Here is a 25,845-nt window from a genome sequence, read left to right as displayed (position 1 = left end):
TCCGAAAAAGCTGGGCGGGTCCATCGACAAGCAGGCCCCCCTGCCCCACGCCCCGGTGCGCCAGCCATCCGACATATGGCCCCAGCCTGCGTGGCCAAAGGATCACCGCACATGCATTTGAAACCCAGACCCTTGCGAAGCCGGGCGCGGCCTGACATTCCTTTGCGAATGAGCAAACAGATCCAACTTGCGTCGCGACCGAACACCCCCGTGGTGCTGTGGATCGTTGCCCTTACCTGCCTGCCCGAAGTGGTGCTGACCATCCTGGGCACAGACCTTCTGGGACAGACCGACCTGCGGCGCCTCGCGCTGATCTACATGGGCTTCTGGAACGGGCTGCTGGGCGATTTGACCGGCGTCTACCCGCTGCAACGCGAAGTCATGTTCATCTCCTACGCCTTCCTGCACAGCGGCTTCCTGCATCTGATCGGCAACATGATCGCGGTGCTGGGGCTTGGCGGAATCGTGGTCGCGCGGATCGGCGAGAGGGGCTTCTTGCTGCTCTATGCGTTGTGCACCCTTGGCGGGGCGGCGGGCTTTGCGCTGCTGTCCACTTCGACCGGGCCGATGATCGGCGCTTCAGGCGCGGTTTTCGGGCTGATAGGGGCATGGAAGTTCTGGGAATGGCAGGCGCGCCGCGCCGCCAACGCGCCGATGCGGCCCTTGTGGATGTCGCTGGTGGGGCTGACGCTATTGAACCTCATCCTGTGGGTAGCATTGTCGGGCCTGCTGGCATGGGAGGCGCATCTTGGCGGCTTCATCATCGGCGTGCTGTTTGCCGCCATTGTCACGCCCAGCATGCGCCACCGGATCTAACGAACCGGGGGCGGATACCGGGGCAACGCCGACGCCTTACGACACGACACCGGGGGCGCGTCGGACGCGCTGCATGCCCAACGCGCCGTCCGTCACCGCTTCAGGACGCACAAAGCGCCAAGATGATCTTGCCGAAATCCGCCGCTTTCAGCGACGCTCCGCCCACAAGCGCGCCATCAACATTCGCGGTCGCGAATATCTCGGCCGCATTGTCAGGTTTGACCGAGCCGCCGTAGAGCAGACGCATCCCATCCGCATGAGCGGCAAACGCCCCGTCCGCCAGCCGCGCGCGCAAGAAGTCATGCACCTCGGCGATCTGGTCCAGCGTGGGAATGCGCCCGGTGCCGATGGCCCAGACGGGTTCGTAGGCGATCACGGTATTTGCAGCCGTCACGCAATCGGGCAAAGAGCCATCCAGCTGGGCGCCCACCACATCCAGGGTGGTGCCGGCGTCGCGCTCAGCAAGCGTTTCGCCGACACACACCACCGCAATCAGCCCTGCTGCATGGGCGGCGCGAACCTTCTGCGCCACCAGTTCCGAGGATTCGCCGTGATCGGCCCGCCGCTCGGAGTGGCCCAAGATGACATAATCCGCGCCAGCATCCGCCAGCATCGGCGCGGAAACATCGCCCGTATGCGCGCCATGGGTCGCGCTGTGGCAATCCTGCCCGCCAAGGCTGACAACGCCCTGCCCCGCAGGCACGAACCCTGCCAGCAGCGTTGCCGGCGGACAGATCAGGATATCGCAACCGGGGTCGGGAAAGGCCTGCGCCAGCGCCTCGACCTGCGCCACATCGGCGCGCAGCCCGTTCATCTTCCAGTTTCCCGCAGCTAGTTTCCGGCGCATGGCAGCCCCCTCCTGAGATTGATGTTTGCAGGTGGGATAGCGCAATTTAACTGGCGCGCCAATGCGCCTGCGCCCTGCCCGCCACCAATATCCGGCGCATGACCTGATGCCCTGCCCGCTTCAGCGCGGCCGATGCATGCCACCTCAGGCCTTGTTGCGCGCCGCTTCGGGCATTTCCAGATCGCCGAACTTGATCGATTCGCCGCAGCCACAGGCCTCGGTCACATTGGGGTTGCGGAACTTAAAGCCGCTTTCCAACAGCGAAGTCTCAAAGTCGATTTCAGTGCCGAACAGGAACATCTGCGCCATGGGCGCAATGATCACACAAGCACCGTCTTGTTCGATGATTTCTTCATGCTGGCCAACCTCGGCAGCGTATTCCATGGTGTATTCCATGCCCGCGCAGCCGCCCTTCTTGACGCCGACGCGCAGCCCCTTGGCATTGTCGCGCGCCATCAACTTGGTGATCTGGCGCACCGCGCGATCAGTCATGGTTACGGGGGGTTTACCGGGAATACCAAACATCAGCATACCTTTTCAGTCTGAGAAGCGAGGGCGATGGGCCGGGCCGGATTGCCCGCCACCGTGGCCCCGCAGGCGACCGCGCGGGTCACCACTGCGCCCGCGCCGATGATTGCATCATCACCCACGGTCACGCCGGGCAGAAGGATCGCGCCGCCGCCGATCCATACATTGCGCCCGATGATAATGGGGCGCCCCCATTCAAGCCCTTGCAAACGCAGCGCGGGATCGCGGGGGTGGTCAGGCGTCAGAAACTGCACATTCGGGCCGATCTGGGTGTCATCGCCGATGTGAATTTCGCAGACATCCAGCATGACCGCGCCGTAATTCACGAAAACGCCCGTGCCGAAGTGGATGTTCGGGCCGTAATCGACATAAAACGGCGGGCGAATTACCGCCCCGTTCCAGGTGCCCAGCAGCGCTTCCATCAGGGCCGCGCGCGCCGCATCTTCGCCATAGACCGTCGCGTTATAGTCCCGCATCAGCGCCTGCGCGCGCTTGCGGATCGCGACCAGCTCGGCGCAGCCCGGGTCATAGGGCTGACCGGCCAGCATGCGTTCGCGCTGGGTCTGGATGGCGACCGGGCCGGTCATCACATGAACCCCAATTCCAGCCGCGCCTCGTCGGACATCATATCCATGCCCCATTGCGGCTCGAACGTCATTTCGACATCGACCTGGCGCACGCCTTCCAGCGGGCCGACTGCATCGGCGACCCAGCCTGGCATCTCACCCGCGACCGGGCAGCCCGGTGCGGTGAGGGTCATGGTGATGCCCACGTCGTTATCGTCCGAGATGGCGATCGTGTAGATCAGCCCCAGATCGTAGATGTTGACCGGAATCTCCGGGTCGAACACGGTTTTGCAGGCATCCACGATGTTTTCATACAGCGGATGTTCCGTGCTGGACGGGCGGATCAGGGGGGTGCCCTCGGGTACAGGTTGGGTCATGGCGGGCCTCACGGTTGTTCTTGAGCAAAGATATAAGGAATTATCCCGCCCCGTCCAGTGGTCGGCCCGAACTGTACGGGAATTGTGAAAAGGGCTGGACGATGGCCGGGGGGCGGGCCACAGGAAAGACAAACCTCATTGTATCAGGCCGGGCCGAGCCGCGCAAACCTCTGACACGCCACGGTGTCGCGTCGCGAACCGCCCGCGACCCCGGGGCACATGTTTCGCCAACGAATTACGGGCGGGGCCATGGCCCCGCCCGCAGATACATCATTGAAAATATCGGTATTGACTTGAAACTCTATACCTACCGTTGAATTCGGTCAATGCGCGGGATCAAAGACCCATGCAGTTGGCATAGAAGGTCGTGGTGGCAGGCCAGTCAGAGAAGACGCCGACCACACCCACGTCCTGCGCCAGAACATCGAGCAGTTCATAGGTCACGCCGTCGTTGTCAGTGGCTTCCGCGACCGACTGGAAGTACCAGCCACCGCCGGTGTTGAGCGGGCCCGAGCGTTCCAACGTCCAGGTGATGATGTTCAGCCCGGCTGCGGTGGCTTCATCGGCATAGACCGACGGCACCATCTCACCATCGGCATCCAGCGTCACCAGCAACCAGAGCGGCGGCGCAATGTACTGCACGCCCATGTCGGCCAGTTCTTGCATGCTGGGCTGGAAAGTTGCGGCATCCATCGGATCCAGCAGGCCGCCATCGCCTTCTTCCAGTTCATAGCGGTCATCCAGATACACGGCCTGCGCGCCGAATTCTGGCTCATTCTCAATCCAGTAGAGGACATCTTGCAGGTCGAACGACTGTGCCCAGACATCGGAAGCGGGGATGCCCGCAGCCTTGTATTCGTCGATCATCTTCTGGGCGTAATCTGCCTGCGTGAAGCCGTTGAAGGGCATCTCGACGCTGGGCGATTTCAGTTCCGGGGTGAATTTCGCACCCAGGCCGCGGAACAATTCGATGGATTCCGCATGGGTCATCGAGGTTGCGCTGTGGGTGTAAAGGTCGGTGCGGAACGAGGCGGTGCCGCCCAGATACCCTTCGGTCGTCGTGGCGGTGTTGTCAGACGCGTCCATCTTTGCCGACAGGCTGCGGAATTCTTCCAGCGTCAGATCCGAGGTGCGGCATTCGGCGCTGGCGGGCGTATCGCCCGAAGCCGCCGTGAACGGCACGGTGCATTTTTCGCCCAGGTCGGTGGCGACGATGTTCGTGGTGGTGTGCAGATCGTTCTGGGCGTGACGGCAGACCAGTTCCAGATCGGCGGTGAAGGTCACGTCACATTCCAGGATGCCTGCGCCCATCTGCGCGGCGGCGACGTTCGATTCGACGGTGTGCTCTGGCAACATCAGCGGCGCGCCACGGTGCCCGATGGAGAAATCGCTGCGCGAAGGCGTTTGGCCAAGGCATTGAGTCAGTTGATCTTTCAGCGGACCATCGGTCATCTGGCCAACCAGGTATGCCGGGCGCGGACCATAGCTCAGGTACTCTTGCGCGGTGGCAGTGGTGGCGGTTGCAGTCAGGATCAGCGCAAGGGCTGTAAGGCAGCGTGGGGTCATGAAAAGGCTCCGGCCTTGAAGTTACATCAGGGCTGCTGACTACCAGCGGTGGGTAACGGGAACGTGTCAGCTGTGCCACAATTCCGTGACATCTGCGCCGCCCTTGGCAAGGCGCAGGAAATCGCGCAAAAGGCGGCACGGTTCTTTTTCGGGGGTTTGCCATGACATCTGCGACATTCGGCTTTGCGGTGCAGGCAACCTGCGGCAAGGCGCGCGCAGGCACCATCACCACGCCGCGCGGCGACATCCGCACGCCTGCTTTCATGCCGGTTGGCACGGCGGCGACGGTGAAGGCAATGCTGCCGGGATCGGTGCGCGCGACGGGCGCGGACATCTTGCTGGGCAATACCTATCACCTGATGCTGCGCCCCACGGCGGAACGGATTGCCGCCCTGGGTGGGCTGCACAAGTTCATGAACTGGGACCGTCCCATCCTGACCGACAGCGGTGGATTTCAGGTTATGTCATTGGCATCATTGCGAAAAATGACAGAAAAGGGTGTTACCTTCCGCAGTCATATCGACGGGTCGCGCCACGAGATCACGCCCGAGAGGTCGATGGAAATCCAACGGCTTCTGGGCTCTGACATCGTGATGGCTTTTGACGAATGCACACCCTATCCGGCGGATGAGGGCACGGCGCGCGCCTCGATGGAACTGTCGATGCGCTGGGCGCAACGGTCGCGCGACGCCTTCGGCGACCGGCCCGGGCATGCGCTGTTCGGCATTCAGCAAGGATCGGTCTATGCCGATCAGCGGGCCGAAAGCGCCTCAAAGTTGCGCACCATCGGATTTGATGGCTATGCGGTCGGTGGGCTGGCCGTCGGTGAGGGGCAGGAGAAAATGTTCGAGGTTCTGGACTATGCCCCCGACATGCTGCCCGAGGACAAGCCGCGCTATTTGATGGGTGTGGGCAAACCTTCCGATATTGTGGGCGCGGTGGCGCGCGGGATTGACATGATGGACTGTGTTCTCCCCTCCCGCTCGGGGCGGACGGGGCAGGGTTGGACCGCGCGCGGACAGGTCAATCTGCGCAACGCGCGGCATCGCGATGATCCGCGCCCGCTGGAAGAAGGCTGCACCTGCCCGGCCTGCACAGGATACAGCAGGGCCTATTTACATCACGTTATCAAATCGGACGAGATCATCGGCTCTATGCTGCTGACTTGGCACAATCTGCATTATTATCAAAGCCTTATGCAGGGATTGCGTGATGCAATCAGTGCCGGCGCCTTGGCGGATTTCACCGCCGCCTTCCACGCCAATGTGGCCTTGGGCGACGTAGACCTACGTTAACTTCCGGCCCTGACACCGCCCGGGACCGCATCTGGAAACGGTATGGTTCCGGTATGGTTTTGATACATACGCCCGGCGGGTCGCGGGGTTATTAACCTTTGTACCTTCCGGGGCTGGACCCCGCTGCGCGCGCGGCGCATGCTGCCAAGGTAGCGCCCCCGATGCCTGGGAAACCAACCCCGAAACGCAACCGTGGGTGGTGCAGCCGCCCCTTTGGACCGCCCAGAACTGGCACCCGCAACCGCCCGCGCCCTGCGCAACCCTTCCCCGCGCGCCGCACCGCTATTGCGCGCAGCGGCACAGATTGTCGCCACGACTGCGGCTTGAAACCCGCCGTATTTCGACCCAAGTATAGCCAGACAGCGGCACCGGCCGCGCCCGTATGAAAAGACCGAGGCACAAAATGACCAAGCACAGCACGACAACCTACCCCGTTCTGCCCCTGCGCGATATGGTGGTATTCCCGCACATGATCGTGCCGCTTTTCGTGGGGCGTGACAAATCCGTCCGCGCGCTGGAAGCTGTGATGAGCGAGGACAAGCAAATCCTTCTGTCCAGCCAGAAAGACCACGCCGAGGAAGACCCCGGCGCCGATGGCATCTACCGCACCGGCGTGCTGGCCAATGTGTTGCAAATGCTGAAACTGCCTGACGGCACCGTGAAGGTGCTGGTCGAAGGGCGGGTGCGCGTGCGCATCACCCGCTTCATTGAAAACCCCGACCATTTCGAGGCCGAGGCTGAGGAATTGCACGAGGTTGAAGGCGACGGTGCCGCGATCAAGGCGATGGTCCGGTCGGTCAGCACCGAATTCGAGCGCTATGCGAAGATCCGCAAGAACATCCCCGAGGAAGCACTGGCCGCGATCAGCGACACCACCGCACCTGACCGGCTGGCCGACCTGGCCGCAGGGCATCTGGGCGTGGATGTCAGCGAAAAGCAGGCGCTGCTGGAACAGCTCGATGTCGCCCAGCGGCTGGAGAAGATCTATGCGCTGATGCAGGGCGAAATGTCGGTCCTGCAAGTGGAACGCAAGATCAAGACCCGCGTGAAAAGCCAGATGGAGCGCACGCAGCGCGAGTATTATCTGAATGAGCAGATGAAGGCCATTCAGAAGGAACTGGGCGACGGCGAGGACGGCCAGAATGAAGTGGCCGAACTGGAAGCCAAGATCGCCGCCACCAAGCTGTCGAAGGAAGCCCGCGCCAAGGCCGATGCCGAGATCAAGAAGCTGAAATCCATGTCGCCCATGTCAGCCGAGGCGACGGTGGTGCGCAACTATCTGGACTGGATGCTGTCGATCCCGTGGAATGTCAAAAGCCGGGTGAAAAAGGATCTGGGCAAAGCGCAAGAAGTGCTGGATGCCGACCATTACAGCCTGGAGAAGGTCAAGGAACGCATCGTCGAATATCTGGCGGTGCAGACCCGCTCGGCCAAGCTGAAGGGGCCGATCATGTGCCTCGTCGGCCCGCCGGGGGTGGGCAAGACCTCGCTCGGGCGCAGCGTGGCCAGGGCCACGGGGCGTGAGTTCATCCGCATCTCGCTGGGCGGCGTGCGCGACGAATCCGAGATCCGGGGCCACCGCCGCACCTATATCGGGTCGATGCCGGGCAAGATCATTCAGGCGATGAAAAAGGCGAAGACCAACAACCCGCTGATCTTGCTCGATGAAATCGACAAGATGGGGCAGGATTTCCGGGGCGATCCGGCAAGCGCCATGCTGGAGGTGCTGGACCCGGAGCAAAACGCAACCTTCACCGACCATTATCTGGAGGTCGAATACGATCTGTCGAACGTGATGTTCCTGACCACGGCCAACAGCTACAACATGCCGGGGCCGCTTCTGGACCGGATGGAGATCATTCCGCTGTCGGGCTACACCGAGGATGAGAAATCGGAAATCGCGCTGCGCCACCTGATGCCGAAAGCGATCAAGAATCACGGGTTGCGCCGGGGTGAACTGACCGTGTCGGACAGCGCGCTGATGGAGATCATTCGCCGCTATACCCGCGAGGCCGGGGTGCGCAACCTTGAGCGCGAACTTGCCAAGATTGCGCGCAAGGCGGTGACCCGGATCATCCGCAAGCAAGAGGACAAGGTGATCGTCACCAAGTCCAACCTGGCGGATTACCTGGGCGTGCCGCGCCACAAATACGGGCTGGCCGAAAAGGAAGACCAGATCGGCGTGGTGACGGGGCTGGCCTGGACCAGCGTCGGCGGTGAGCTGTTGCAGATCGAGGCGCTGCGCCTGCCCGGCAAGGGCCGGATGAAGACCACCGGCAAGCTGGGCGATGTGATGAAGGAATCCATCGACGCTGCCAGCAGTTTCGTGCGCTCGATCAGCCCGCAACTGGGCGTGAAGCCGCCGCGGTTCGAGACGATGGATATTCACGTTCACGTCCCGGAAGGCGCGACGCCCAAGGACGGGCCGAGTGCGGGCGTGGGCATGGTGACCTCTATCGTGTCGGTGCTGACGCAGATCCCGGTGCGGGCCAATGTCGCCATGACCGGCGAGGTCACGCTGCGCGGCAATGTGCTGGCCATCGGCGGGCTGAAGGAAAAACTGCTGGCGGCCCTGCGCGGCGGCATCACCACCGTGATGATCCCGCAAGACAACGCGAAGGATCTGCCGGAAATCCCGGACAACGTGAAGGAAGGGCTGACCATCATCCCGGTTTCGAATGTCCGCGAGGTCCTGCAACACGCCCTGGTGCGTCAGCCCGAGGCGATCGAATGGGATGAGGACGCGGAAGAAGCCGCGCGACTGGCTGCCGTCGCAGCGAAATCCGACGAGACCGCAAGCCGCGCCGCGCATTAAGCGGGGCGGTGGGGCGGACAGGCCCGCAGCGCGACGGCGTTTCAGAGCGCCTGAGCCGCCCTGGCCATGTCACCAACGTAGAAACCCGCCCGGAAACGGGCGGGTTTTTTCGTGCACGCAACAAATGGGTGGGGAAACGCCCGGCTCGCCGCGCTGTGGCGCGAAGGTAAAGCACAGGGGTCGACGCCTCCGCTGCACTGTTTCATGGCTCCCGTTTCATGGCACCCGTTTTATGGCCCAGCTTCAAAGCGCCCTCAGACGCCACCTGCAAGGGCCCTGCGTAAAGTGGCCCCGCCCGAATGGCGCCGTCTTCTGGGCGCCGTCTTCTGGGCGCCGTCTTCCGGGCTCGGGTGCCCCCCGTCATACCCCGTGCGTCATGCCCCCAATGTTGCCAGCCGGGCGGTGATCTCGGGGCGCAGGGGGCCTTCGCGGGGGGCGTCTTGCAGCGTGGTGAACCAATGTTCCGGCGGGTTCTTGCCCAGGCGGTTGCCCGGGAAGCTCAGCGCGCGCAGCACCGCCTGCGCGGCGGGTGGCAGGACCGCAGGCATCGCGCGGTCGTTCAAGACACCCCACACCCCGGTCCACAGGCGCGCCACGGTCCAGGGGTTGTACCCACCGCCGCCCATGACGATCAGGCGCGGGCTGAGGCGGCGCAGCGCGCGGATCATGTCGAAATGCGCGTTGTTCGACAGGGCAAGCCGCGACAGCGGGTCTTCCAGCAGCATGTCGGCGCCGCATTGCAGCACGATCGCGTCGGGTGCCCAATCGGCCAGCCGGGGCAGGATCAGGCGGATGGCGATCGCGCGCATCTCGGTATCGTTCAGGCCGCGCGGCACCGGCAGGTTCACCGCCGCGCCCCCGGCCGTGTCGTCGATGGCCCCGGTGTAGGGCCAGCGCCTTTCCTCATGGACAGAAAACATCCGCACATCCCCGGCGCCGTGGAAGCCATGCGCCACACCATCGCAATGATGCGCGTCGATATCGACATAGGCGATGCGCCGCATTCCCAGCGCGCGCAGGCGCAGCAGGCACAGCACGGGGTCGTTGAGGTAGCAAAACCCGTTCGCCCGGTCGGGCAGCGCATGATGCGTGCCGCCGCCCGGCACATGCACCACCCCGCCGTCCGCCACCAGTTCGGCGGCAAGCATCGTGCCCCCGGCCGAGGTCGCGGGGCGGCGGAACACCTGCGGGAACACCGGGTTGGCCGTGGTGCCCAGCCCGTGCCGCATGCGGATGGCCTCGCTGACGCTGCCCGCCGCTTCTGCCGCCTGCAGCGCGCTGACATAGGCGGGGTCGTGCCAGATGTGCAGCGCCTTTGGCTTGGCGCGCGGGCTGTTGCGGTATTGCCCCGGTTCCAGCCAATTCAGCGCACGGATCAGATCCATCACGGTCGAGACACGCGGAATGCGCAGCGGGTGCCAGGCGCCATAGCTGGACCCCCGATAGATCTCTGACCCGATGAACACCGGGGGGCGCAGGGCCGTGTCTGCCGCCTGCGCGGTCGCGCTGCCGTCCAGCCCCATCCCTCAGCCCCGCAGGGGTGCGATTGTGGCGGCCTGCACCATCGCGTAGGGAATGCGGCGGGCGGCACAACGCCGGAAGAAAAATCGCATCACATGCCCTCCAGTTCTTTGCAAACAAGTAACCCGGGCATGGCAGCCTTCAAGCTGTCCCTTGAAGCTGCGGGGCAGGCGCATAAGTATTGCACTACCATGACAGGCGGGCGACCATGATCCGATTCACGCTAAGCTGCTCCAAGGGCCACCAGTTTGACAGCTGGTTTGCCGGTAACGCGGCCTATGACAGCCTGCGGTCGGCCGGGCATGTGACCTGCCCGATCTGCGGCGATGCGCAGGTGGCAAAGGCGCTGATGGCCCCGGCGGTGCGGCCCGGCAAGGCTGATGCAGCACCCCCTGCCCCTGCCCGTGCCCCTGCCCCTGCACCTGCGCCGGGACCCGCCGCTTCCCGCCCGATGATCGCGGCCCCGCCCCCCGAGGTCGCCGCGAAACTGGCCGCGCTGCGCAAGCATATCGAGGCGCATGCCGATTATGTCGGGCCGCGTTTCGCCGATGAGGCACGGCGCATGCATCTGGGCGATGCGCCCGAACGCGCGATCTATGGCGATGCCAACCCAAGCGAGGTGCGCGCGCTGCTGGAAGACGGGGTGCCCATCGCGCCCTTGCCCTTTATTCCAAAGGCAAAAACCAACTGAAACCGGCACTGAAACGCGGGCAGCCTTTGAGGCGGCCCTTGCGGACGGCCGCACAGAGTCCTAAGAGACGCCGGACCCGGCGCGTTGACCGGGGGGTTTGCTCAGGGGTGTAAAACATGCCGCTTCTGGTGATGAAATTCGGCGGTACCTCGGTCGCCGATCTGGCGCGCATCCGCAACGCCGCCGCAAAGGTCAAGCGCGAGGTGGAGCGCGGCTATGACGTGATCGTCATCGTCTCGGCCATGTCGGGCAAGACCAATGAATTGGTCGGCTGGGTCGGTGAGACCTCGCCGCTTTATGATGCGCGCGAATACGACGCGGTGGTCAGCGCGGGCGAGAATGTGACCGCCGGGCTGATGGCGCTGACCTTGCAGGAAATGGACGTGCCCGCGCGCAGTTGGCAGGGCTGGCAAGTGCCGATCAACACCACCTCGGCGCATTCCACGGCGCGCTTCGTGTCGATCCCGCGCGACAATATCGACCAGAAATTCGCCGAGGGCTTCAGCGTCGCGGTGGTCGCGGGATTTCAGGGCGTGTCGCCCGAGGGGCGCATCACCACGCTGGGCCGGGGCGGGTCGGACACCACGGCGGTGGCCTTTGCCGCCGCCTTCGGGGCCGAGCGTTGCGATATTTATACCGATGTGAACGGGATCTATACGACCGATCCGCGCATCACGTCGAAGGCGCGCAAGCTGGCGAAGATCTCGTTTGAGGAAATGCTGGAACTGGCCAGCCTGGGTGCCAAGGTGTTGCAGACCCGGTCGGTCGAACTGGCCATGCGCTACAAGGTACGGCTGCGCGTGCTGTCATCGTTCGAGGATACGGATGAGACCTCGGGAACCCTGGTATGTGATGAGGATGAGATCATGGAATCGAAAGTCGTTTCGGGCGTGGCCTATTCACGGGATGAGGCGAAGATGACGCTGGTGACGGTGGAAGACCGCCCCGGCATTGCCGCCGCGATCTTTGGCCCGCTGGCCGATGCCGGGGTGAATGTCGATATGATCGTGCAAAACATCTCGGAAAAGGATTATGAAGGGCATGTGGGTGCGGTCACCGACATGACATTCTCGTGCCCTGTCGATCAGGTGGCGCGCGCGCGCCACGCGCTGGAAGCCGCCCGCGAGGCAGGCACGATCAAGTATGACGATCTGGTCGTGGATGTGGATGCGGCCAAGGTCTCGGTCGTGGGCATCGGGATGCGGTCGCACGCTGGGGTTGCGGCGCGGATGTTCCGCGCGCTGGCCTCCGAGGGCGTGAACATCAAGGTGATCGCCACGTCCGAGATCAAGATTTCCGTGTTGATCGACCGGAAATATATGGAACTGGCGGTTCAGGCCCTGCATGATGCGTTTGAACTGGACGCCGCACCCTGAACCCTGAACAGCATCGGATGGGTCATGCCCGAGCGAACCGAAACTGAAAGCCGCAAACTGCTGCGACGCCTGCGCGACACGCTGGCCGAGGCTGGCGCGGGGCAGGAGCGGCTGGACCGGATCACGACGATCATCGCGGAATCGATGCAGACCGAGGTGTGTTCGATCTACCTGTTCCGCGACTCGGACACGCTGGAATTGTGCGCGACCGAAGGGCTGAAGCCCGAATCGGTACACCAGACCCGCATGAAGATCGGCGAAGGCCTGGTGGGCCGCGTGGCCCGCAGCGCAACCCCGATCAACACCGGCGACGCCCCCGCCGCCAAGGGGTTCCGGTATATGCCCGAGACGGGGGAAGAGGTATTCTCGTCCTTCCTGGGGGTGCCGGTGCAGCGGCTGGGCGAAACGCTGGGCGTGCTGGTGGTGCAGTCGAAGGACGCGCGCGAATATTCCGAAGATGAAGTCTATGCGCTGGAAGTCGTGGCGATGGTGCTGGCAGAAATGACCGAACTGGGCGCTTTCGTCGGCGAAGGCGCCGCACTGGCGCCGCTGCACAAGCACCCGGTCATGATGCGCGGCGGATCGGGGCAGGAAGGCACGGCGGAAGGCAATGTCTGGCTGCATGAGCCGCGCGTGGTGGTCACCAACCTGGTCAATGACGACCCCGAGGCCGAAGTCGCCCGCCTGCGTGCCGGCGTCGAGCTGTTGCGCATCACGGTGGACGACCTGCTGAAAACCACGCGGTCGGTCGACAAGGAACACGTCGAGGTCTTGCAGACCTACCGGATGTTCGCGCAGTCGCGCGGCTGGCTGCGCCGGATGGAAGAAGACATCTCGCGCGGGCTGTCGGCCGAAGCGGCAGTGGAAAAGGAACAATCCAGCGCGCGCGCCCGCTTGCAGACAGTGCCCGACGCCTATTTGCGCGACCGGCTGCACGATCTGGACGATCTGTCGAACCGGCTTTTGCGCATTCTGACGGGCCAGGGCACGGAAACCGGGGCCGAGATGCCTGAGCGTCCCATCCTGGTGGCGCGCAGCATCGGCCCGGGCGAATTGCTGGATTACGGCCGCAAGCTGCGCGGCATCGTGCTGGAAGAAGGCTCTGTCGGGTCGCATGCCGCGATTGTGGCGCGGGCGCTGGCGATTCCATTGGTCATCAATGTGGCGCGGATCACCAGCGAGGCGCTGAACAACGACCATATTCTGGTGGACGGTCATGGCGGGATCGTGCATCTGCGCCCTGATGATGCCGTCGCCGCCGCGTTCCGTGACAAGATCGCCATGCAGGCCAAGGCCCAGGAAAAATACGCAAGCTTGCGCGACAAGCCCGCGCTGACCGCCTGCGGCGAAACGATTGCGCTGCATATGAACGCGGGGCTTATGGCGGACCTGCCGTCGCTGGAGAACTCGGGCGCCGATGGCGTGGGGTTGTTCCGCACCGAATTGCAATTCCTGTTGCGCAATGCCGTGCCGAAACGGTCCGAGCTGGCCGCGCTCTATTCCCGGGTCATGGATGCGGCGGGGGGGCGGCGCGTGGCGTTTCGCACGCTCGACATCGGGTCCGACAAGGTGATGCCCTATATGAAGCGCCCCGATGAGCCGAACCCGGCCATGGGCTGGCGCGCGGTGCGCGTGGGGCTGGACAAGCCCGGCGTGATGCGGATGCAGCTTCAGGCGCTGATCCGCGCGGCGAACGGGCGGCCGTTGTCGGTGATGTTCCCCTTCGTGTCGCAGGCCAGCGAGTTTGACAGCGCGCGCGCGCAGTTGCTGCGCGAGATCGACCGCGAGGCCGCACTGGGCCATGTGCTGCCCGCGTCGCTGGAAATCGGGGCGATGCTGGAAACCCCCAGCCTGGCCTATGCCGCGCGCCGCTTCTTCGAGACGGCGGATTTCATCTCGATCGGGGGGAATGACCTCAAGCAATTCTTCTTTGCCGCCGACCGCGAGAATGAACTGGTGCGCCGCCGCTATGATACGCTGAGCATCAGTTTCCTGACCTTCATCGAAGAGATTGTGAAACGGTGTGCGGACACCGGCACGGCGCTGTCGTTCTGCGGCGAGGATGCCGGGCGCCCGCTGGACGCGCTGGCACTGGCGGCGACGGGACTGCGCACGCTGTCGATGCGCCCGGCCTCTATCGGGCCGGTAAAAAGCATGCTGCGCCGCGCCGATCTGGACGTGGTGCGCGACATCATCGAACGCGCGCGGGCCGAGGGCGTGGAATCCACCCGCCCTGCCCTGTTGAAATACGTCAGCAGTTTCGACGATTTGCGGGCCTAACAGCCCGCCCGCGCGCCCGGCCATCGGGCGGGCTGGCGGTGGGGCGGGCTGTCGGTGGGGCGGGCTGTCGGTGGGGCGGGCATACTGAAACGGTCAGGTTGGCAGCGGGGCGCTGCGGGCGGGGAAAGGCGTTGCTTTGCCTGATCCGCATGACACTGCGGGCGCTCAGGTTTCGGCCCCAGACGGCCCGGGGGTCATTCGGCCGCGGGGGTCATTCGGCACCGGGGTCAGTTTGTGTACTCTGTCAGGTTTTGGGGGGCACGGCGATGCGCGTTGTGGTGCCGGTCACGCCGTCCCAGGCACCCGGGGTCAGCGCATAGCCCAGCACCCGGGCGGGGTTGGTCGGCGGCGGCATTTTTACACGCTCCAACCGCTCGAAGCCGAATCTGCTGTAATAGGGCGCATCGCCCACCAGCAGCACACGGTCCCAGCCAAGGGCGCGCGCGCGGTTCAAGCTGTCATACATCAACTGGCCGCCCAGCCCCTCGCCCTGTCGGGTGGGGTGCACCGCAACGGGCCCCAGCAGCAAGGCATCCGCCCCGCCCACCAGCACCGGCCAGAAACGGATGGCCGCCATGACCCCACCCGCATCACGCACCAGAAGGCACAGATCAGCCACGGGCGGCACCCCGTCGCGCAGCCGGTATGACGACAGCGCCTCGCGCCCGGGGGCGAAGCACAGATCATAAAGCGCCTCGACCTCCCACCAATCGGCGGGCGTTTCGCGATACACCTGCATGGACGCCCCCATCTCTGCGGCCTGCTGCGCCAGTAAGCGCTTGATTTCTGGCAATGTTGAGGTGGAAAACGCTGCCAACTTCCTGTGGGATTTGCTTTAACATGGCCATACCAGACAGGCAAACCAAAGGAGCAATCATGTTCTACGAACCCCGCAACGGCCACGGCCTGCCCCATAACCCGTTCAACGCCATCGTCACGCCGCGCCCGATCGGCTGGATTTCCACCCGGGGGCGCGACGGGTCGGAAAACCTGGCGCCCTATTCGTTCTTCAACGCGGTCGCCTATGTGCCGCCGCAGGTGATGTTCGCGTCCACCGGCGAAAAACCCGACCGCGACGACACGAAGGACAGCGTGGCCAATATCCGCGAAACGGGGGTGTTCTGCGTCAATATCGTGGCCCATGCGATGCGCGACGCGATGAATGTCACCTCTGGCCCATGGCCGCGCGAAACGGATGAATTCACCAAGGCCGGGCTGGCGCGTGTGGCGTGCGAGACCATCGACTGCGCCCGGGTGGCAGGGGCGCCCGCCGCGCTGGAATGCAAGATGACGCAGATCGTCGCCCTGCGCGGCACCGCGAATTTTCTGGTGCTGGGCGAGGTGACGGGGGTGCATATGGATGACGCCCATATCGTGGACGGCAAGTTCGATGTGACACGGTTTCAGCCATTGTCACGCCTTGGCTACCGCGATTATGCGACGGTGACCGAAGTGTTCAGCCTGTCACGTCCCGGCGAGTAACCCTTGCACCAAGGCGGTGGCGCAACAGATGGTTGGGTAAAGGTTGAAAGGAGTATGACATGCAAAAGGGTTTCATTGCCGCTTTCCTGGGGGCGTTGGTCACGACAGGCGCTGCCGCGCAATCCTACACGGTGAACACCGTGGTTCCCGCGCTGAACCAGCCGTGGGGGATGGCGTTCATCCCGCAATCCGACCAGCTTCTGGTGACGGAGCGCGGCGGTTCGTTGCAGATGATCGACGTGGCCGCAGGGTCGGCAAGGGAAGTCAGTGGCCTGCCGCGCATCAGCACCCAAGGACAGGGCGGGCTGCTGGACGTGGCGCTGCACCCGGAATTTGCCGATAATGCGCTGGTCTATCTGACATGGTCGGGGGCTGGTGACGGCGGGACCGCCACGCATCTGGGCCGGGCGCGGCTGAATGCCGATGCCGCAGCGCTGGAAAACCTGGAACTGCTGTATATCGCCACGCCCTTCCTGAACAGCGGCGCGCATTTTGGGTCGCGCATCGTGTTTGATGACCAGAACCGGGTGTATTTCACCACCGGCGACCGGGGATCGAAGGCTTTTGGCCCGGACCATTTCTCGCAAGATCTGGGGGTGAATCATGGCAAGGTGCTGCGGTTGAACGATGACGGCACGATCCCGGCCGACAACCCCTTTGTGGGCACCGATGGCGCGCTGCCCGCGATCTTCAGCTATGGCCACCGCAATCCGCAGGGGATGGCATTGCACCCAGAAACGGGGGCGATCTGGGCCAATGAACACGGCGAGAATAACGGCGATGAGATCAACATCTTGCAAGAGGGGGGCAATTTCGGCTGGCCGATTGCCAGCTATGCGGTGACCTATAGCGGCGGCCAGCGGTTTGCCCCAGCCCCACCGCAAGTGCCCGGCACGGTGCCGCCGGTCTATTGGTGGGAGGCCGATCACCCCGAAGGCTTCCCCCCGTCGGGCCTCGCGTTTTATGAGGGCGATGCCTTCCCGGAATGGCGCGGTCACGCCTTCATGGGCAACCTGCGCCATCAATATCTTGGGGTGTTCTCGGTGGATGGCGCGCAGGTAAGCCAGACCGGGCGACTGCTGGAAAGCGAAGGCTGGCGCATCCGCGACGTGGCGATAGGGCCCCAAGACGGGTTCGTCTACGCGCTGGCAGATGGCCGGGGCGCGCCGCTGCTGCGGCTGGAACCGGCGCAATAACAACCTGAAATCACGTGTTGAAATCACCCGGGCCGTTGCGGCCCGGGTGACGGCCCCAGTTACAGCGCCACCTGCGGGTCGCCGAAGCCGTGCGGCTGGATCAGGTTGTGTGGCCCCAGGTCGCGCACGTTGCGTTCGCCGCACAGCGCCATGGTCACATCCAGTTCCTTGTGGAGGATCTCCAGCGCCCGGGTCACACCCGCCTGCCCCTGCGCGCCCAGGCCATAGATGAAGGCCCGCCCGATATAGGTGCCCTTCGCCCCCAGCGCCAAAGCCTTCAGCACATCCTGACCCGAGCGGATGCCGCTGTCCAAATGCACCTCGACCTGATCGCCGACCGCGTCGAGGATCGAGGGCAGCATGCGGATCGAGGACAGCGCCCCGTCAAGCTGACGCCCGCCATGGTTCGACACGATGATGGCATCGGCGCCGACCTTGGCGGCCATGCGCGCATCCTCGGCATCCAGAATGCCCTTGATGATCATCTTGCCGCCCCACATCTCCTTGAACTTGGCGATCCGCGCCCAGTCGAGGGATATGTCGAAGGCCTCTGCCGTCCAGGACGACAGCGAGCTGGGATCGGTGACGCCCGAGGCATGGCCCACGATGTTGCCGAAAAACCGCCGCTTGGTGCCCAGCATCCCCAGCCCCCATGCCACCTTGGTGGCCATGTTGGCGATGGATTTCGGGGTCAGTTTGGGCGGGGCGGAAAGGCCGTTCTTCAGGTCCTTGTGGCGCTGTCCCAGCACCTGAAGGTCCACGGTCACCACGATTGCCGAACACCCCGCCGCGCGGGCGCGGTCGAACAGACGGCGCATGAAATCATCATCTTTGAGGGTATAGACCTGAAACCAGAAGGGTTTGGTGGTGTGTTCGGCCACATCCTCGATCGAGCAGATGGACATGGTGGACAGGGTGAAGGGCACGCCGAAGGCTTCGGCGGCGCGGGCTGCCTTGATCTCGCCATCGGCGCATTGCATGCCGGTCATGCCCACCGGCGCAAGGGCTATGGGCATCGAGACATCCTCGCCGATCATCTGGGTCGCGGTGGAACGGTTCGACATGTCGACGGCCACGCGCTGACGCAGGCGCAGGCGGGAAAAATCGCTCGTATTCTCTCGGAAGGTCTGTTCGGTCCAGGACCCGCTTTCGGTATAATCGTAGAACATGCGCGGGGTCTTGCGCTGGTAGACCCGGCGCATGTCTTCGATATTGGTAAACAGGGGCATCGGCGCATCCTTTTCGGGAAAATTGGTTACTTCTTGTTACCAATGCCGGGTGGGCAGGGCAATTACTTTGGCGATTGCGGTGTGCCAGCATTTTCGCTTGCACTTAATACGATATCGCACCATATAGTGCGATATCGTATTAAATTCCGAGGTTCAAAATGTCTGTTTCACGTCGTCGCGCCATTGCCTTGATTGGCGGAGGGGTCGTCCTTGCGGCCACGGCAAGCGCCGTCACATTTTCCGCGACCCGCACCCCGAATGCGGCACTGGCCCCGTGGAAGGCGGCGGGCCTGCCCGATGACCCGCGCCTGTTCGCCCTGTCCTACGCGATACTGGCGCCAAACCCGCACAACCTTCAGCCATGGGTTGCTGAACTGGTGGGGGCGGATACGGTGCGGATTTACCGCGACCCGGCCCGTGCCCTGCCGCAAACCGACCCATTTGGCCGGCAACTGACCATCGGCATGGGGTGCTTTGTGGAATTGTTCCGCATTGCCGCCAGCGCGCGGGGATTTTCTGTGGAAACGACGCTGTTCCCCGATGGGGATGCGCCTGACGCCCCCGTGGCAACCCTGACGCTGACCGAAGGTGCTGCGCAAGATGCGCTGTTTGCCCACGTTCTGAACCGACGCAGCACCAAGGAACCCTATGCAGACCGCGCCGTTGATCCCGCCGATCTGGCGGCCCTGGCCCCGCTGGCGCAGGTTGTGACCGATGCCCCCACAGTTGAAGCGTTGCGCGCACTGACGCTTGACGCCTGGATGATCGAGGCCACGACCCCGCAGACGCACCGTGAAAGCGTGGAACTGATGCGCTTTGGCAAGGCCGAGATCAACGCCAGCCCCGATGGTATCGCACTGGGTGGGGCGTTTCTGGAAAGCCTGATGCTGGCGGGGCTTCTGACGCGCGCGGCGCAGCGCGACACGACCTCGACCGCATTTCAGGCCGGGGTGGATATCTATACCGAGATGCTGCTTGCCACGCGGGCCTATGTGGTGACGACCAGCCCGACCAATACCCGCTTTGATCAGATTGCGGCGGGGGGCCAATGGCTGCGGCTGAACCTGACCGCCACGGCGCGGGGTCTCTCAATGCAACCGGTCAGCCAGTGCCTGCAAGAATTCCCCGAAATGGCCGGTCCCTATGCCCGCGCGCACGCGTTGCTTGCACCGGGGGGGGAAACGGTTCAGATGTTGGGCAGGTTGGGCTATGGCCCTGATGTACCGCCCAGCCCCCGCTGGCCGATGGAGACGCGCCTGAGGAATGCCTGAAGCCCCCCCACCTGGACCGCCATCCGGCGCCGACATTTACTTTGGTCTGTTCACGGAAATCGGCATCGTCGCGCAATTGAGCGGGGCGATGTTTCAGGGGCGGTTACCCGATGGGATTCTGGTTTCACAATTCATGATCCTGAACCACCTGATCCGGGTCAAGGATGGCCAGACCCCGCTGGAACTGGCGCGCGCGTTTCAGGTGCCGAAGACGACGATGACCCACAGCCTGTCGGTACTGCACCGGCATGCCTTCGTCGAAACCAAGGCAAACCCGGCGGACAAGCGGTCCAAATGTATCTGGATCACGGATGCGGGGCGCGCGTTCCGATCAGAGATGATCGCGGCCCTGCGCGATGACATGCAAGGCCTGATCGCCGCCTATCCACCGGAAAAGGTACGGGGGCTGCTGCCTTTGATGGCAGAGTTGCGCGTCATTCTGGACAAGATGCGCGACACGGACACCGCGCCCTCCTGAGCGGCGCGTTCAGCCGCGGTGCACCCCGTCGGCCAGCGCGCGCACGAGGTCCAGCACCTCGGCCACCGGCCGCCCCGCACCGATCAGCTTCACGACGGCAGAGCCGACAACCGCGCCATCGGCAACGCTGGCAATATCTTCGGCAGCCTGGGGCGTGTTGATGCCAAACCCCACGACAACCGGCAGCCCCGAGGCCTTTTGAATGCGCGACACTTCGGGCGCGACATCGGCGGCGCTGGCGGCAGCCGCGCCGGTGATGCCGGTGATCGAGACGTAATAGACAAACCCGCTGGTGTTTTGCAGCACGGTTGGCAGACGTTTGGCATCGGTCGTGGGGGTGGCCAGCCGGATGAAGTTCAGCCCGGCGGCCTGCGCGGGGATGCAAAGCTCGCTGTCTTCCTCGGGCGGCAGATCGACCACGATCAGGCCATCGACGCCCGCCGCGGTGGCATCGGCAAGGAAACGGTCGACGCCCCGGTTGTAGATCGGATTGTAATAGCCCATCAGCACGATCGGCGTCTGGTTGTCATCCGCACGGAAGTCCCGCACCATTTGCAGCGTTTTTTCCAGCGTCATGCCGCCTGCCAGCGCGCGCTGGCCCGCAAGCTGGATGGTGGCGCCATCGGCCATCGGATCGGTGAAGGGCACGCCCAGTTCGATGATATCGACGCCCGCACCGGGCAGGCCGCGCATCACCTCCAGCGCGGTGGCCACATCCGGATCGCCCGCCATGATATAGGTGACAAAGGCCTTGCGCTTTGCCGCCCTGAGCCGTGCGAATGTGTCGTCGATTCTGGTCATGTGATGCCGCCTTGGTTCTGTTTCACCCGGTTTGCGCCATGGGGGGCGGAAAATCAATGGCCCGCGCTTGACGCTGCCCCCGATGCCGCCCTAGATGCGCGCGCAACAATCATTGGGCAAAGGGGCGCGTCATGGGGTTCAGAATGGGTATCGTCGGGTTACCGAACGTGGGGAAATCAACCCTGTTCAACGCGCTGACCCGCACCGCCGCCGCACAGGCCGCAAATTTCCCCTTCTGCACGATCGAGCCGAATGTGGGGGACGTGGCGGTGCCCGACGCCCGGCTGACCAAACTGGCCGAGATTGCGAAGTCCAAACAGACGATTCCGACGCGGATCACCTTTGTCGATATCGCCGGGCTGGTCCGCGGCGCGTCCAAGGGCGAGGGGCTGGGCAACCAGTTCCTCGCCAACATCCGTGAGGTGGACGCGATTGCCCATGTGCTGCGCTGCTTTGAGGATGACGACATCACCCATGTCGAAGGCCGCATCGACCCGGTGGCGGATGCCGAGACGATCGAGACCGAACTGATGCTGGCCGATATGGACAGTATCGAGCGGCGGCTGGCCAACCTGTCGCGCAAGCTGCGCGGCGGCGACAAGGATGCGCTGGATCAAGACCGCCTGCTGCGCGCCGCCCAGGCCGCGCTGAACGACGGCAAACCGGCACGCACGGTCGCGGTGGATGACGACGACCGCAAGCAGTGGAACATGCTGCAACTGCTGACCGCCAAGCCTGTGTTGTTCGTGTGCAATGTCGAGGAAACCTCGGCCGGTCAGGGCAACAGCCAGTCTGCGCGGGTGGCGGAAATGGCGGCGGCGCAGGGTGCGGCATCGGTGGTGATTTCGGCGCGGATCGAGGAAGAGATCAGCCAGTTGGCCGCCGATGAGGCCGAGATGTTCCTGTCAGAAATGGGACTGGATGAGGCCGGGTTGGACCGGCTGATCCGCGCGGGCTATGGCCTCCTGAACCTGCAGACCTATTTCACCGTCGGCCCGAAGGAAGCCCGCGCCTGGACCATCCGCGAGGGCACGCGCGCGCCGCAGGCGGCTGGTGTGATCCATGGCGATTTTGAGCGTGGCTTCATCCGCGCCGAAACGATTGCCTATGATGATTTCGTGTCCTTGGGCGGGGAACAGGGCGCGAAGGAAAACGGCAAGATGCGGGTGGAGGGGAAGACCTACACCGTGCACGATGGCGACGTGCTGCATTTCCTGTTCAACGCCTGAGCGGTCCCGGCCCTGCACCTGAAACGGGCCGGGATGCCTGCCGGTCCCGAATGTCTGCCTGGCGCTGTGCGCCCCGGCGCGCGGCCCCCGGGGTCAGGACAGCCAGGCGTGCCGACTTTCAGTGAGGCGGTTGAGAAAGCTGAGCGCGTAATAGAGCGAGGCGGCACATTGCGGGTCGACAACGGCATCTTCATAAACCGCGTGGATCTGGCTGGGATCGTCAGGGGTGGGCGCGCGGCGCAGCAGCGGCATGCGGTAGATTTCTTCGGGCTCGATGGGATTGCGCAGGTTTTTCTTGCGCGCAGTTTCCATGCGTTTCAGAAGCTGGGGACGCGATAGCTGGGTAAAACCGATGAAGAACATCTGAGGCTTGCCCGCGCGCATGATCTCGCGCCCGATAGCCAGCGGCAACAGCGCCGTCAGATCCTCAGGGAAAAGTCCAATCTCGCTTTCCATTTCCTGATGCAGATCATCCAGAATATACGCATCGAAGGTCTTCGGAGCCGTCTCGGCATCCTTGGGCCATTGCGCCGCGCCCGATGCGCTGTCCGACCACAGCCCGCGATTGAGCACGGCGGTAGCGCGGGTGCGGGGCACCAGAAACGGCGTCCAGTTGTCACGCGCATCGCGGTAAAACACCAACACCGTAACGCCGAGGGAATTTGCCAGGCGTCGGTCATCGAGGTCTGGCAAACGGCCCGGAGATTCGCGCCGAAGCGCCTCACGCAGGGTCGGTGCCCGCCCGTTTCCGACAAAATCGAGGATCAGGTTGGACGATGCCTGATCGTGGTAGGTTGCACGTTGGATATGCAGGCGCGCGCCGCCGGGCTGTACATCCACCCGCTCCAACCGGATCACGTTGCTGTTGTGGCGATACTTGCCAACTTCGCGGAGACGCTCAAACCCCTGGTTGCGCAATGCCTCGGTGCCGGGGTCGGCAAAGGGCGCGAGGCGAAACCCCTCCGGACGCGGCGCGATGTCGATATGGACGCGCCCCGTCCGAACGATCAGGTCGATGAAATTCGCCATCTCGACATAAAGCAGCCGGCCACGCAGCAGCTTTTCGCGGTCATAGAGGGCCTGAAGCGGCAGCGGATGCTGGTTGAGGAATTCGTCGGAAGACTGCCCCGCGGCATCGGCGAGCCGAAGTTCGGCGGTATTGTTCAGAAGGTGGTCGAGGGCCGTGACCGCCTGTGACACCGCGAGGCCGACCAGAGGCATGCCCAGCTTCCAGCCGACCGTCTCGGAAAACAGGATCTTGATGGCGTCCCTTTTCGACAGATGAAACGCCATGCCCCGCCCCTTCGCGGATGAAAGGGCGGGCTGGCCGCCCAGACCCGAGTGCTACTGGTCCAGGAAGCTGCGCAGTTTGCGCGAGCGCGAGGGGTGTTTCAGCTTGCGCAGGGCCTTCGCCTCGATCTGGCGGATGCGTTCGCGGGTAACGCTGAACTGTTGCCCCACCTCTTCCAGCGTGTGGTCGGTGTTCATGCCGATGCCAAAGCGCATGCGCAGCACCCGTTCTTCGCGCGGGGTGAGCGAGGACAGCACGCGGGTGGTGGTTTCCTTCAGGTTCTCCTGAATCGCACTGTCGAGCGGCAGCACCGCGTTCTTGTCCTCGATGAAATCACCAAGCTGACTGTCTTCCTCATCCCCGATGGGGGTTTCAAGGCTGATCGGCTCTTTGGCGATCTTCATCACCTTGCGGACCTTTTCCAGCGGCATCTGCAGCTTTTCGGCCAGTTCCTCGGGCGTGGGTTCGCGCCCGATTTCGTGCAGCATCTGACGGCCGGTGCGCACCAGCTTGTTGATCGTCTCTATCATGTGCACCGGTATACGGATGGTGCGCGCCTGATCGGCGATGGACCGGGTGATCGCCTGACGAATCCACCATGTGGCGTAGGTTGAGAATTTATAGCCGCGCCGGTATTCGAACTTATCCACCGCCTTCATCAGACCGATGTTGCCTTCCTGAATAAGATCCAGGAATTGCAGGCCACGGTTGGTGTATTTCTTGGCGATCGAAATCACGAGGCGCAGGTTCGCCTCGACCATTTCCTTCTTGGCCTGCCGCGCTTCTTTCTCACCTTTCTGGACTTGTCCGGTGATGCGGCGGAATTCGGTGATGTCGACGCCGACGAACTGGCCGACCTGCGCCATGTCGTTGCGCAGCTCTTCAACCTTGTCGCGCGAGCGTTCGAGCAACGCCTGCCAGCCGCGCCCGGGCTTTTCGGACATCAGATCGAGCCATACGGGATCAAGCTCGTGACCGCGATATTCGTCGATGAATTCGCGCCGGTTGATGCGCGCCTGATCGGCCAGTTTCACCATGGCACTGTCAATCGCCATGATGCGGCGGTTGATGCCGTAAAGCTGGTCGATCAGCGCCTCGATCCGGTTGTTGTGCAGATGCAGGCCGTTCACCAGCTCCACGATTTCCGAGCGCAGCTTTTGATAGGCGGCTTCCTCGTCGGGGGTCAGCCCCGCCGTATCGCCCAGCGCCGCATTCATGCGCTGCTGCTGCATGTCGGCAAGCTGGATGTAATCTTGCGCGATGCGGTCCAGCGTTTCCAGAACGCGGGGTTTCAGCGCGGTTTCCATGGCGGCAAGCGACATGTTCGATTGTTCGTCGTCATCCTCATCATCATCGCCGCGCGCGATGGGATTGCCATCGGCATCGAGTTCCGGCTCGGACGCCGGGCGGGGCGGCGGCGCGGGGCGGACTGGGGCCGATGCCTCGGCGCTGAGGCCTTCGGCCACAGTGCCTTCCTCATCATCCTCCATCGCATTGCCGAAGGTCGCGTCCAGGTCGATCACATCGCGCAACAGCACGTCTTCGGACAACAATTCGTCGCGCCAGATGGTGATGGCCTGAAAGGTCAGCGGGCTTTCACACAGGCCCGCGATCATGGTGTTGCGCCCGGCCTCGATCCGCTTGGCGATGGCGATTTCGCCTTCGCGCGACAGAAGTTCGACCGAGCCCATTTCACGCAGATACATCCGCACCGGGTCATCGGTGCGGTCGAGCGTTTCCGAGCTGCTGGTCGAAACCGCAACTTCGCGCGAGCCGGAGGTTTCCACCAGCGCGCCGCCGGCGGTTTCGCCTTCTTCGACCTCATCGTCTTCGATCACGTTGATGCCCATTTCGGACAGCATCGACATGACATCTTCGATCTGTTCGGACGACACCTGATCGGGCGGCAGGACCTGATTGAGTTGTTCGTAGGTGATAAAGCCACGTTCCCGCGCCGCAGCGATCATCTTCTTGACCGATGCCTGGCTCATGTCCAGCGATACATCGGCATCCTGATCGTCGGTTTTGCTGTCGTCAGTGTCTTTAGCAGCCATGGATGCTCCTACGCGGAAAGTCTGATTCGATTGTCTCGTTTTACCCAAGACCTGCGCCGAATCACAGGGGCAGGATGCCCCCTTATCCCCTGCATTTAGGGACTGACCGGGCAAAAGCCCAGAATATCAGGCAAAA

At 63.6% G+C, this 25,845-nt stretch carries 22 protein-coding genes; 11 read left to right on the top strand and 11 right to left on the bottom strand.

All coding sequences use genetic code 11. The annotated features are described in order from the left end of the window. Window positions 1-168: 168 nt before the first annotated feature. A complete protein-coding gene (locus tag H9529_RS16345) occupies window positions 169-816 on the top strand; it encodes a rhomboid family intramembrane serine protease (RefSeq protein ID WP_176846976.1) in 648 nt (215 codons plus the stop codon). 100 nt (window positions 817-916) lie between these two features. On the opposite strand, the gene tpiA is transcribed toward H9529_RS16345, so the two are convergent. From tpiA to H9529_RS16320, 5 genes are all read right to left on the bottom strand, one after another. Continuing rightward, window positions 917-1,663, bottom strand: a complete 747-nt coding sequence (tpiA, locus tag H9529_RS16340; RefSeq protein WP_092887008.1) for a triose-phosphate isomerase — start codon at window positions 1,661-1,663, stop codon at window positions 917-919. A gap of 144 nt (window positions 1,664-1,807) precedes the next feature. Then, window positions 1,808-2,188: a HesB/IscA family protein gene (locus H9529_RS16335; RefSeq protein WP_092887144.1), complete on the bottom strand. Its 381-nt coding sequence runs from the start codon at window positions 2,186-2,188 to the stop codon at window positions 1,808-1,810. Continuing rightward, window positions 2,188-2,778: a sugar O-acetyltransferase gene (locus tag H9529_RS16330; RefSeq protein WP_092887006.1), complete on the bottom strand. Its 591-nt coding sequence runs from the start codon at window positions 2,776-2,778 to the stop codon at window positions 2,188-2,190. Before H9529_RS16330 ends, H9529_RS16335 begins: the two co-directional genes overlap by 1 nt. Continuing rightward, window positions 2,778-3,134 carry an SUF system Fe-S cluster assembly protein gene (locus H9529_RS16325; protein ID WP_092887003.1) on the bottom strand — a complete coding sequence of 119 codons (357 nt, stop codon included), beginning with the start codon at window positions 3,132-3,134 and terminating at the stop codon, window positions 2,778-2,780. The genes H9529_RS16330 and H9529_RS16325 overlap by 1 nt, the downstream gene beginning before the upstream one ends. 336 nt (window positions 3,135-3,470) lie before the next feature. Beyond that, window positions 3,471-4,700, bottom strand: coding sequence for a glycerophosphodiester phosphodiesterase family protein (locus H9529_RS16320; RefSeq protein WP_092887000.1), 1,230 nt, complete (start codon window positions 4,698-4,700; stop codon window positions 3,471-3,473). A gap of 161 nt (window positions 4,701-4,861) precedes the next feature. Between H9529_RS16320 and tgt the strand changes: the two genes are divergently transcribed. Further along, window positions 4,862-5,995 (top strand): tRNA guanosine(34) transglycosylase Tgt, encoded by a 1,134-nt coding sequence (gene tgt / locus H9529_RS16315; RefSeq protein ID WP_092886997.1) that lies wholly within the window; start codon window positions 4,862-4,864, stop codon window positions 5,993-5,995. Window positions 5,996-6,398: 403 nt separating this feature from the next. Then, complete coding sequence (lon, locus tag H9529_RS16310) at window positions 6,399-8,810, top strand: endopeptidase La (protein ID WP_092886994.1); 2,412 nt, start codon at window positions 6,399-6,401, stop codon at window positions 8,808-8,810. 374 nt (window positions 8,811-9,184) lie between these two features. Here the strand turns inward: lon and H9529_RS16305 are convergent, their stop codons facing one another. Next, a complete protein-coding gene (locus H9529_RS16305) occupies window positions 9,185-10,333 on the bottom strand; it encodes an arginase family protein (RefSeq protein WP_092886992.1) in 1,149 nt (382 codons plus the stop codon). A 206-nt stretch (window positions 10,334-10,539) separates the two neighbouring features. Here H9529_RS16305 and H9529_RS16300 point away from each other — a divergent pair, with 206 nt between their 5' ends. From H9529_RS16300 to ptsP, 3 genes are all read left to right on the top strand, one after another. Further along, a complete protein-coding gene (locus H9529_RS16300; RefSeq protein ID WP_092886989.1) occupies window positions 10,540-11,022 on the top strand; it encodes a DUF1178 family protein in 483 nt (160 codons plus the stop codon). A 116-nt stretch (window positions 11,023-11,138) separates the two neighbouring features. Beyond that, window positions 11,139-12,398: an aspartate kinase gene (locus tag H9529_RS16295; protein WP_092886986.1), complete on the top strand. Its 1,260-nt coding sequence runs from the start codon at window positions 11,139-11,141 to the stop codon at window positions 12,396-12,398. 24 nt (window positions 12,399-12,422) lie between these two features. Next, on the top strand, window positions 12,423-14,678 hold the full coding sequence (ptsP, locus tag H9529_RS16290) for a phosphoenolpyruvate--protein phosphotransferase (protein ID WP_092886983.1): 2,256 nt from the start codon (window positions 12,423-12,425) through the stop codon (window positions 14,676-14,678). 244 nt (window positions 14,679-14,922) lie between these two features. Here ptsP and H9529_RS16285 read toward each other — a convergent pair whose 3' ends face one another. Beyond that, window positions 14,923-15,417 carry a GNAT family N-acetyltransferase gene (locus H9529_RS16285; RefSeq protein ID WP_092887141.1) on the bottom strand — a complete coding sequence of 165 codons (495 nt, stop codon included), beginning with the start codon at window positions 15,415-15,417 and terminating at the stop codon, window positions 14,923-14,925. 137 nt (window positions 15,418-15,554) lie between these two features. Here H9529_RS16285 and H9529_RS16280 point away from each other — a divergent pair, with 137 nt between their 5' ends. Beyond that, complete coding sequence (locus H9529_RS16280) at window positions 15,555-16,160, top strand: flavin reductase family protein (protein WP_092886981.1); 606 nt, start codon at window positions 15,555-15,557, stop codon at window positions 16,158-16,160. 59 nt (window positions 16,161-16,219) lie between these two features. After that, on the top strand, window positions 16,220-17,356 hold the full coding sequence (locus H9529_RS16275) for a PQQ-dependent sugar dehydrogenase (protein ID WP_092886978.1): 1,137 nt from the start codon (window positions 16,220-16,222) through the stop codon (window positions 17,354-17,356). A 59-nt stretch (window positions 17,357-17,415) separates the two neighbouring features. Here H9529_RS16275 and H9529_RS16270 read toward each other — a convergent pair whose 3' ends face one another. Continuing rightward, window positions 17,416-18,585: an alpha-hydroxy acid oxidase gene (locus H9529_RS16270; RefSeq protein ID WP_092886975.1), complete on the bottom strand. Its 1,170-nt coding sequence runs from the start codon at window positions 18,583-18,585 to the stop codon at window positions 17,416-17,418. A 158-nt stretch (window positions 18,586-18,743) separates the two neighbouring features. Between H9529_RS16270 and H9529_RS16265 the strand changes: the two genes are divergently transcribed. Next, window positions 18,744-19,856, top strand: a complete 1,113-nt coding sequence (locus H9529_RS16265) for an Acg family FMN-binding oxidoreductase (RefSeq protein WP_092886972.1) — start codon at window positions 18,744-18,746, stop codon at window positions 19,854-19,856. Continuing rightward, window positions 19,849-20,334, top strand: a complete 486-nt coding sequence (locus H9529_RS16260; protein WP_092886969.1) for a MarR family winged helix-turn-helix transcriptional regulator — start codon at window positions 19,849-19,851, stop codon at window positions 20,332-20,334. Before H9529_RS16265 ends, H9529_RS16260 begins: the two co-directional genes overlap by 8 nt. A gap of 9 nt (window positions 20,335-20,343) precedes the next feature. On the opposite strand, the gene trpA is transcribed toward H9529_RS16260, so the two are convergent. Further along, window positions 20,344-21,135, bottom strand: coding sequence for a tryptophan synthase subunit alpha (trpA, locus tag H9529_RS16255; protein ID WP_092886966.1), 792 nt, complete (start codon window positions 21,133-21,135; stop codon window positions 20,344-20,346). A 131-nt stretch (window positions 21,136-21,266) separates the two neighbouring features. Here trpA and ychF point away from each other — a divergent pair, with 131 nt between their 5' ends. Further along, window positions 21,267-22,364 (top strand): redox-regulated ATPase YchF, encoded by a 1,098-nt coding sequence (ychF, locus tag H9529_RS16250; RefSeq protein WP_092886963.1) that lies wholly within the window; start codon window positions 21,267-21,269, stop codon window positions 22,362-22,364. A gap of 93 nt (window positions 22,365-22,457) precedes the next feature. Here ychF and H9529_RS16245 read toward each other — a convergent pair whose 3' ends face one another. Continuing rightward, window positions 22,458-23,657 carry a hypothetical protein gene (locus H9529_RS16245; RefSeq protein ID WP_092886960.1) on the bottom strand — a complete coding sequence of 400 codons (1,200 nt, stop codon included), beginning with the start codon at window positions 23,655-23,657 and terminating at the stop codon, window positions 22,458-22,460. Between the two features lie 51 nt (window positions 23,658-23,708). After that, window positions 23,709-25,709 (bottom strand): RNA polymerase sigma factor RpoD, encoded by a 2,001-nt coding sequence (gene rpoD, locus H9529_RS16240; RefSeq protein WP_092886957.1) that lies wholly within the window; start codon window positions 25,707-25,709, stop codon window positions 23,709-23,711. Window positions 25,710-25,845 lie beyond the last annotated feature (136 nt).

The sequence above is a fragment of the Roseicitreum antarcticum genome (genome assembly GCF_014681765.1).
Taxonomy (GTDB): domain Bacteria; phylum Pseudomonadota; class Alphaproteobacteria; order Rhodobacterales; family Rhodobacteraceae; genus Roseicitreum; species Roseicitreum antarcticum.
The sequence above is the reverse complement of the archived record's forward strand: the minus strand, read 5'-3'. Positions and strand labels throughout refer to the sequence as shown.

Coding starts and splice junctions, on each gene's coding strand:
- ptsP (WP_092886983.1), top strand. CDS start 12,423: ATGCCCGAGCGAACCGAAACTGAAAGCCGCAAACTGCTGCGACGCCTG.
- H9529_RS16335 (WP_092887144.1), bottom strand. CDS start 2,188: ATGTTTGGTATTCCCGGTAAACCCCCCGTAACCATGACTGATCGCGCG.
- H9529_RS16265 (WP_092886972.1), top strand. CDS start 18,744: ATGTCTGTTTCACGTCGTCGCGCCATTGCCTTGATTGGCGGAGGGGTC.
- H9529_RS16345 (WP_176846976.1), top strand. CDS start 169: ATGAGCAAACAGATCCAACTTGCGTCGCGACCGAACACCCCCGTGGTG.
- H9529_RS16330 (WP_092887006.1), bottom strand. CDS start 2,778: ATGACCGGCCCGGTCGCCATCCAGACCCAGCGCGAACGCATGCTGGCC.
- H9529_RS16245 (WP_092886960.1), bottom strand. CDS start 23,657: ATGGCGTTTCATCTGTCGAAAAGGGACGCCATCAAGATCCTGTTTTCC.
- H9529_RS16260 (WP_092886969.1), top strand. CDS start 19,849: ATGCCTGAAGCCCCCCCACCTGGACCGCCATCCGGCGCCGACATTTAC.
- H9529_RS16270 (WP_092886975.1), bottom strand. CDS start 18,585: ATGCCCCTGTTTACCAATATCGAAGACATGCGCCGGGTCTACCAGCGC.
- H9529_RS16295 (WP_092886986.1), top strand. CDS start 11,139: ATGCCGCTTCTGGTGATGAAATTCGGCGGTACCTCGGTCGCCGATCTG.
- H9529_RS16275 (WP_092886978.1), top strand. CDS start 16,220: ATGCAAAAGGGTTTCATTGCCGCTTTCCTGGGGGCGTTGGTCACGACA.
- rpoD (WP_092886957.1), bottom strand. CDS start 25,709: ATGGCTGCTAAAGACACTGACGACAGCAAAACCGACGATCAGGATGCC.
- lon (WP_092886994.1), top strand. CDS start 6,399: ATGACCAAGCACAGCACGACAACCTACCCCGTTCTGCCCCTGCGCGAT.
- H9529_RS16305 (WP_092886992.1), bottom strand. CDS start 10,333: ATGGGGCTGGACGGCAGCGCGACCGCGCAGGCGGCAGACACGGCCCTG.
- H9529_RS16280 (WP_092886981.1), top strand. CDS start 15,555: ATGTTCTACGAACCCCGCAACGGCCACGGCCTGCCCCATAACCCGTTC.
- tpiA (WP_092887008.1), bottom strand. CDS start 1,663: ATGCGCCGGAAACTAGCTGCGGGAAACTGGAAGATGAACGGGCTGCGC.
- tgt (WP_092886997.1), top strand. CDS start 4,862: ATGACATCTGCGACATTCGGCTTTGCGGTGCAGGCAACCTGCGGCAAG.
- H9529_RS16325 (WP_092887003.1), bottom strand. CDS start 3,134: ATGACCCAACCTGTACCCGAGGGCACCCCCCTGATCCGCCCGTCCAGC.
- trpA (WP_092886966.1), bottom strand. CDS start 21,135: ATGACCAGAATCGACGACACATTCGCACGGCTCAGGGCGGCAAAGCGC.
- ychF (WP_092886963.1), top strand. CDS start 21,267: ATGGGGTTCAGAATGGGTATCGTCGGGTTACCGAACGTGGGGAAATCA.
- H9529_RS16300 (WP_092886989.1), top strand. CDS start 10,540: ATGATCCGATTCACGCTAAGCTGCTCCAAGGGCCACCAGTTTGACAGC.
- H9529_RS16285 (WP_092887141.1), bottom strand. CDS start 15,417: ATGCAGGTGTATCGCGAAACGCCCGCCGATTGGTGGGAGGTCGAGGCG.
- H9529_RS16320 (WP_092887000.1), bottom strand. CDS start 4,700: ATGACCCCACGCTGCCTTACAGCCCTTGCGCTGATCCTGACTGCAACC.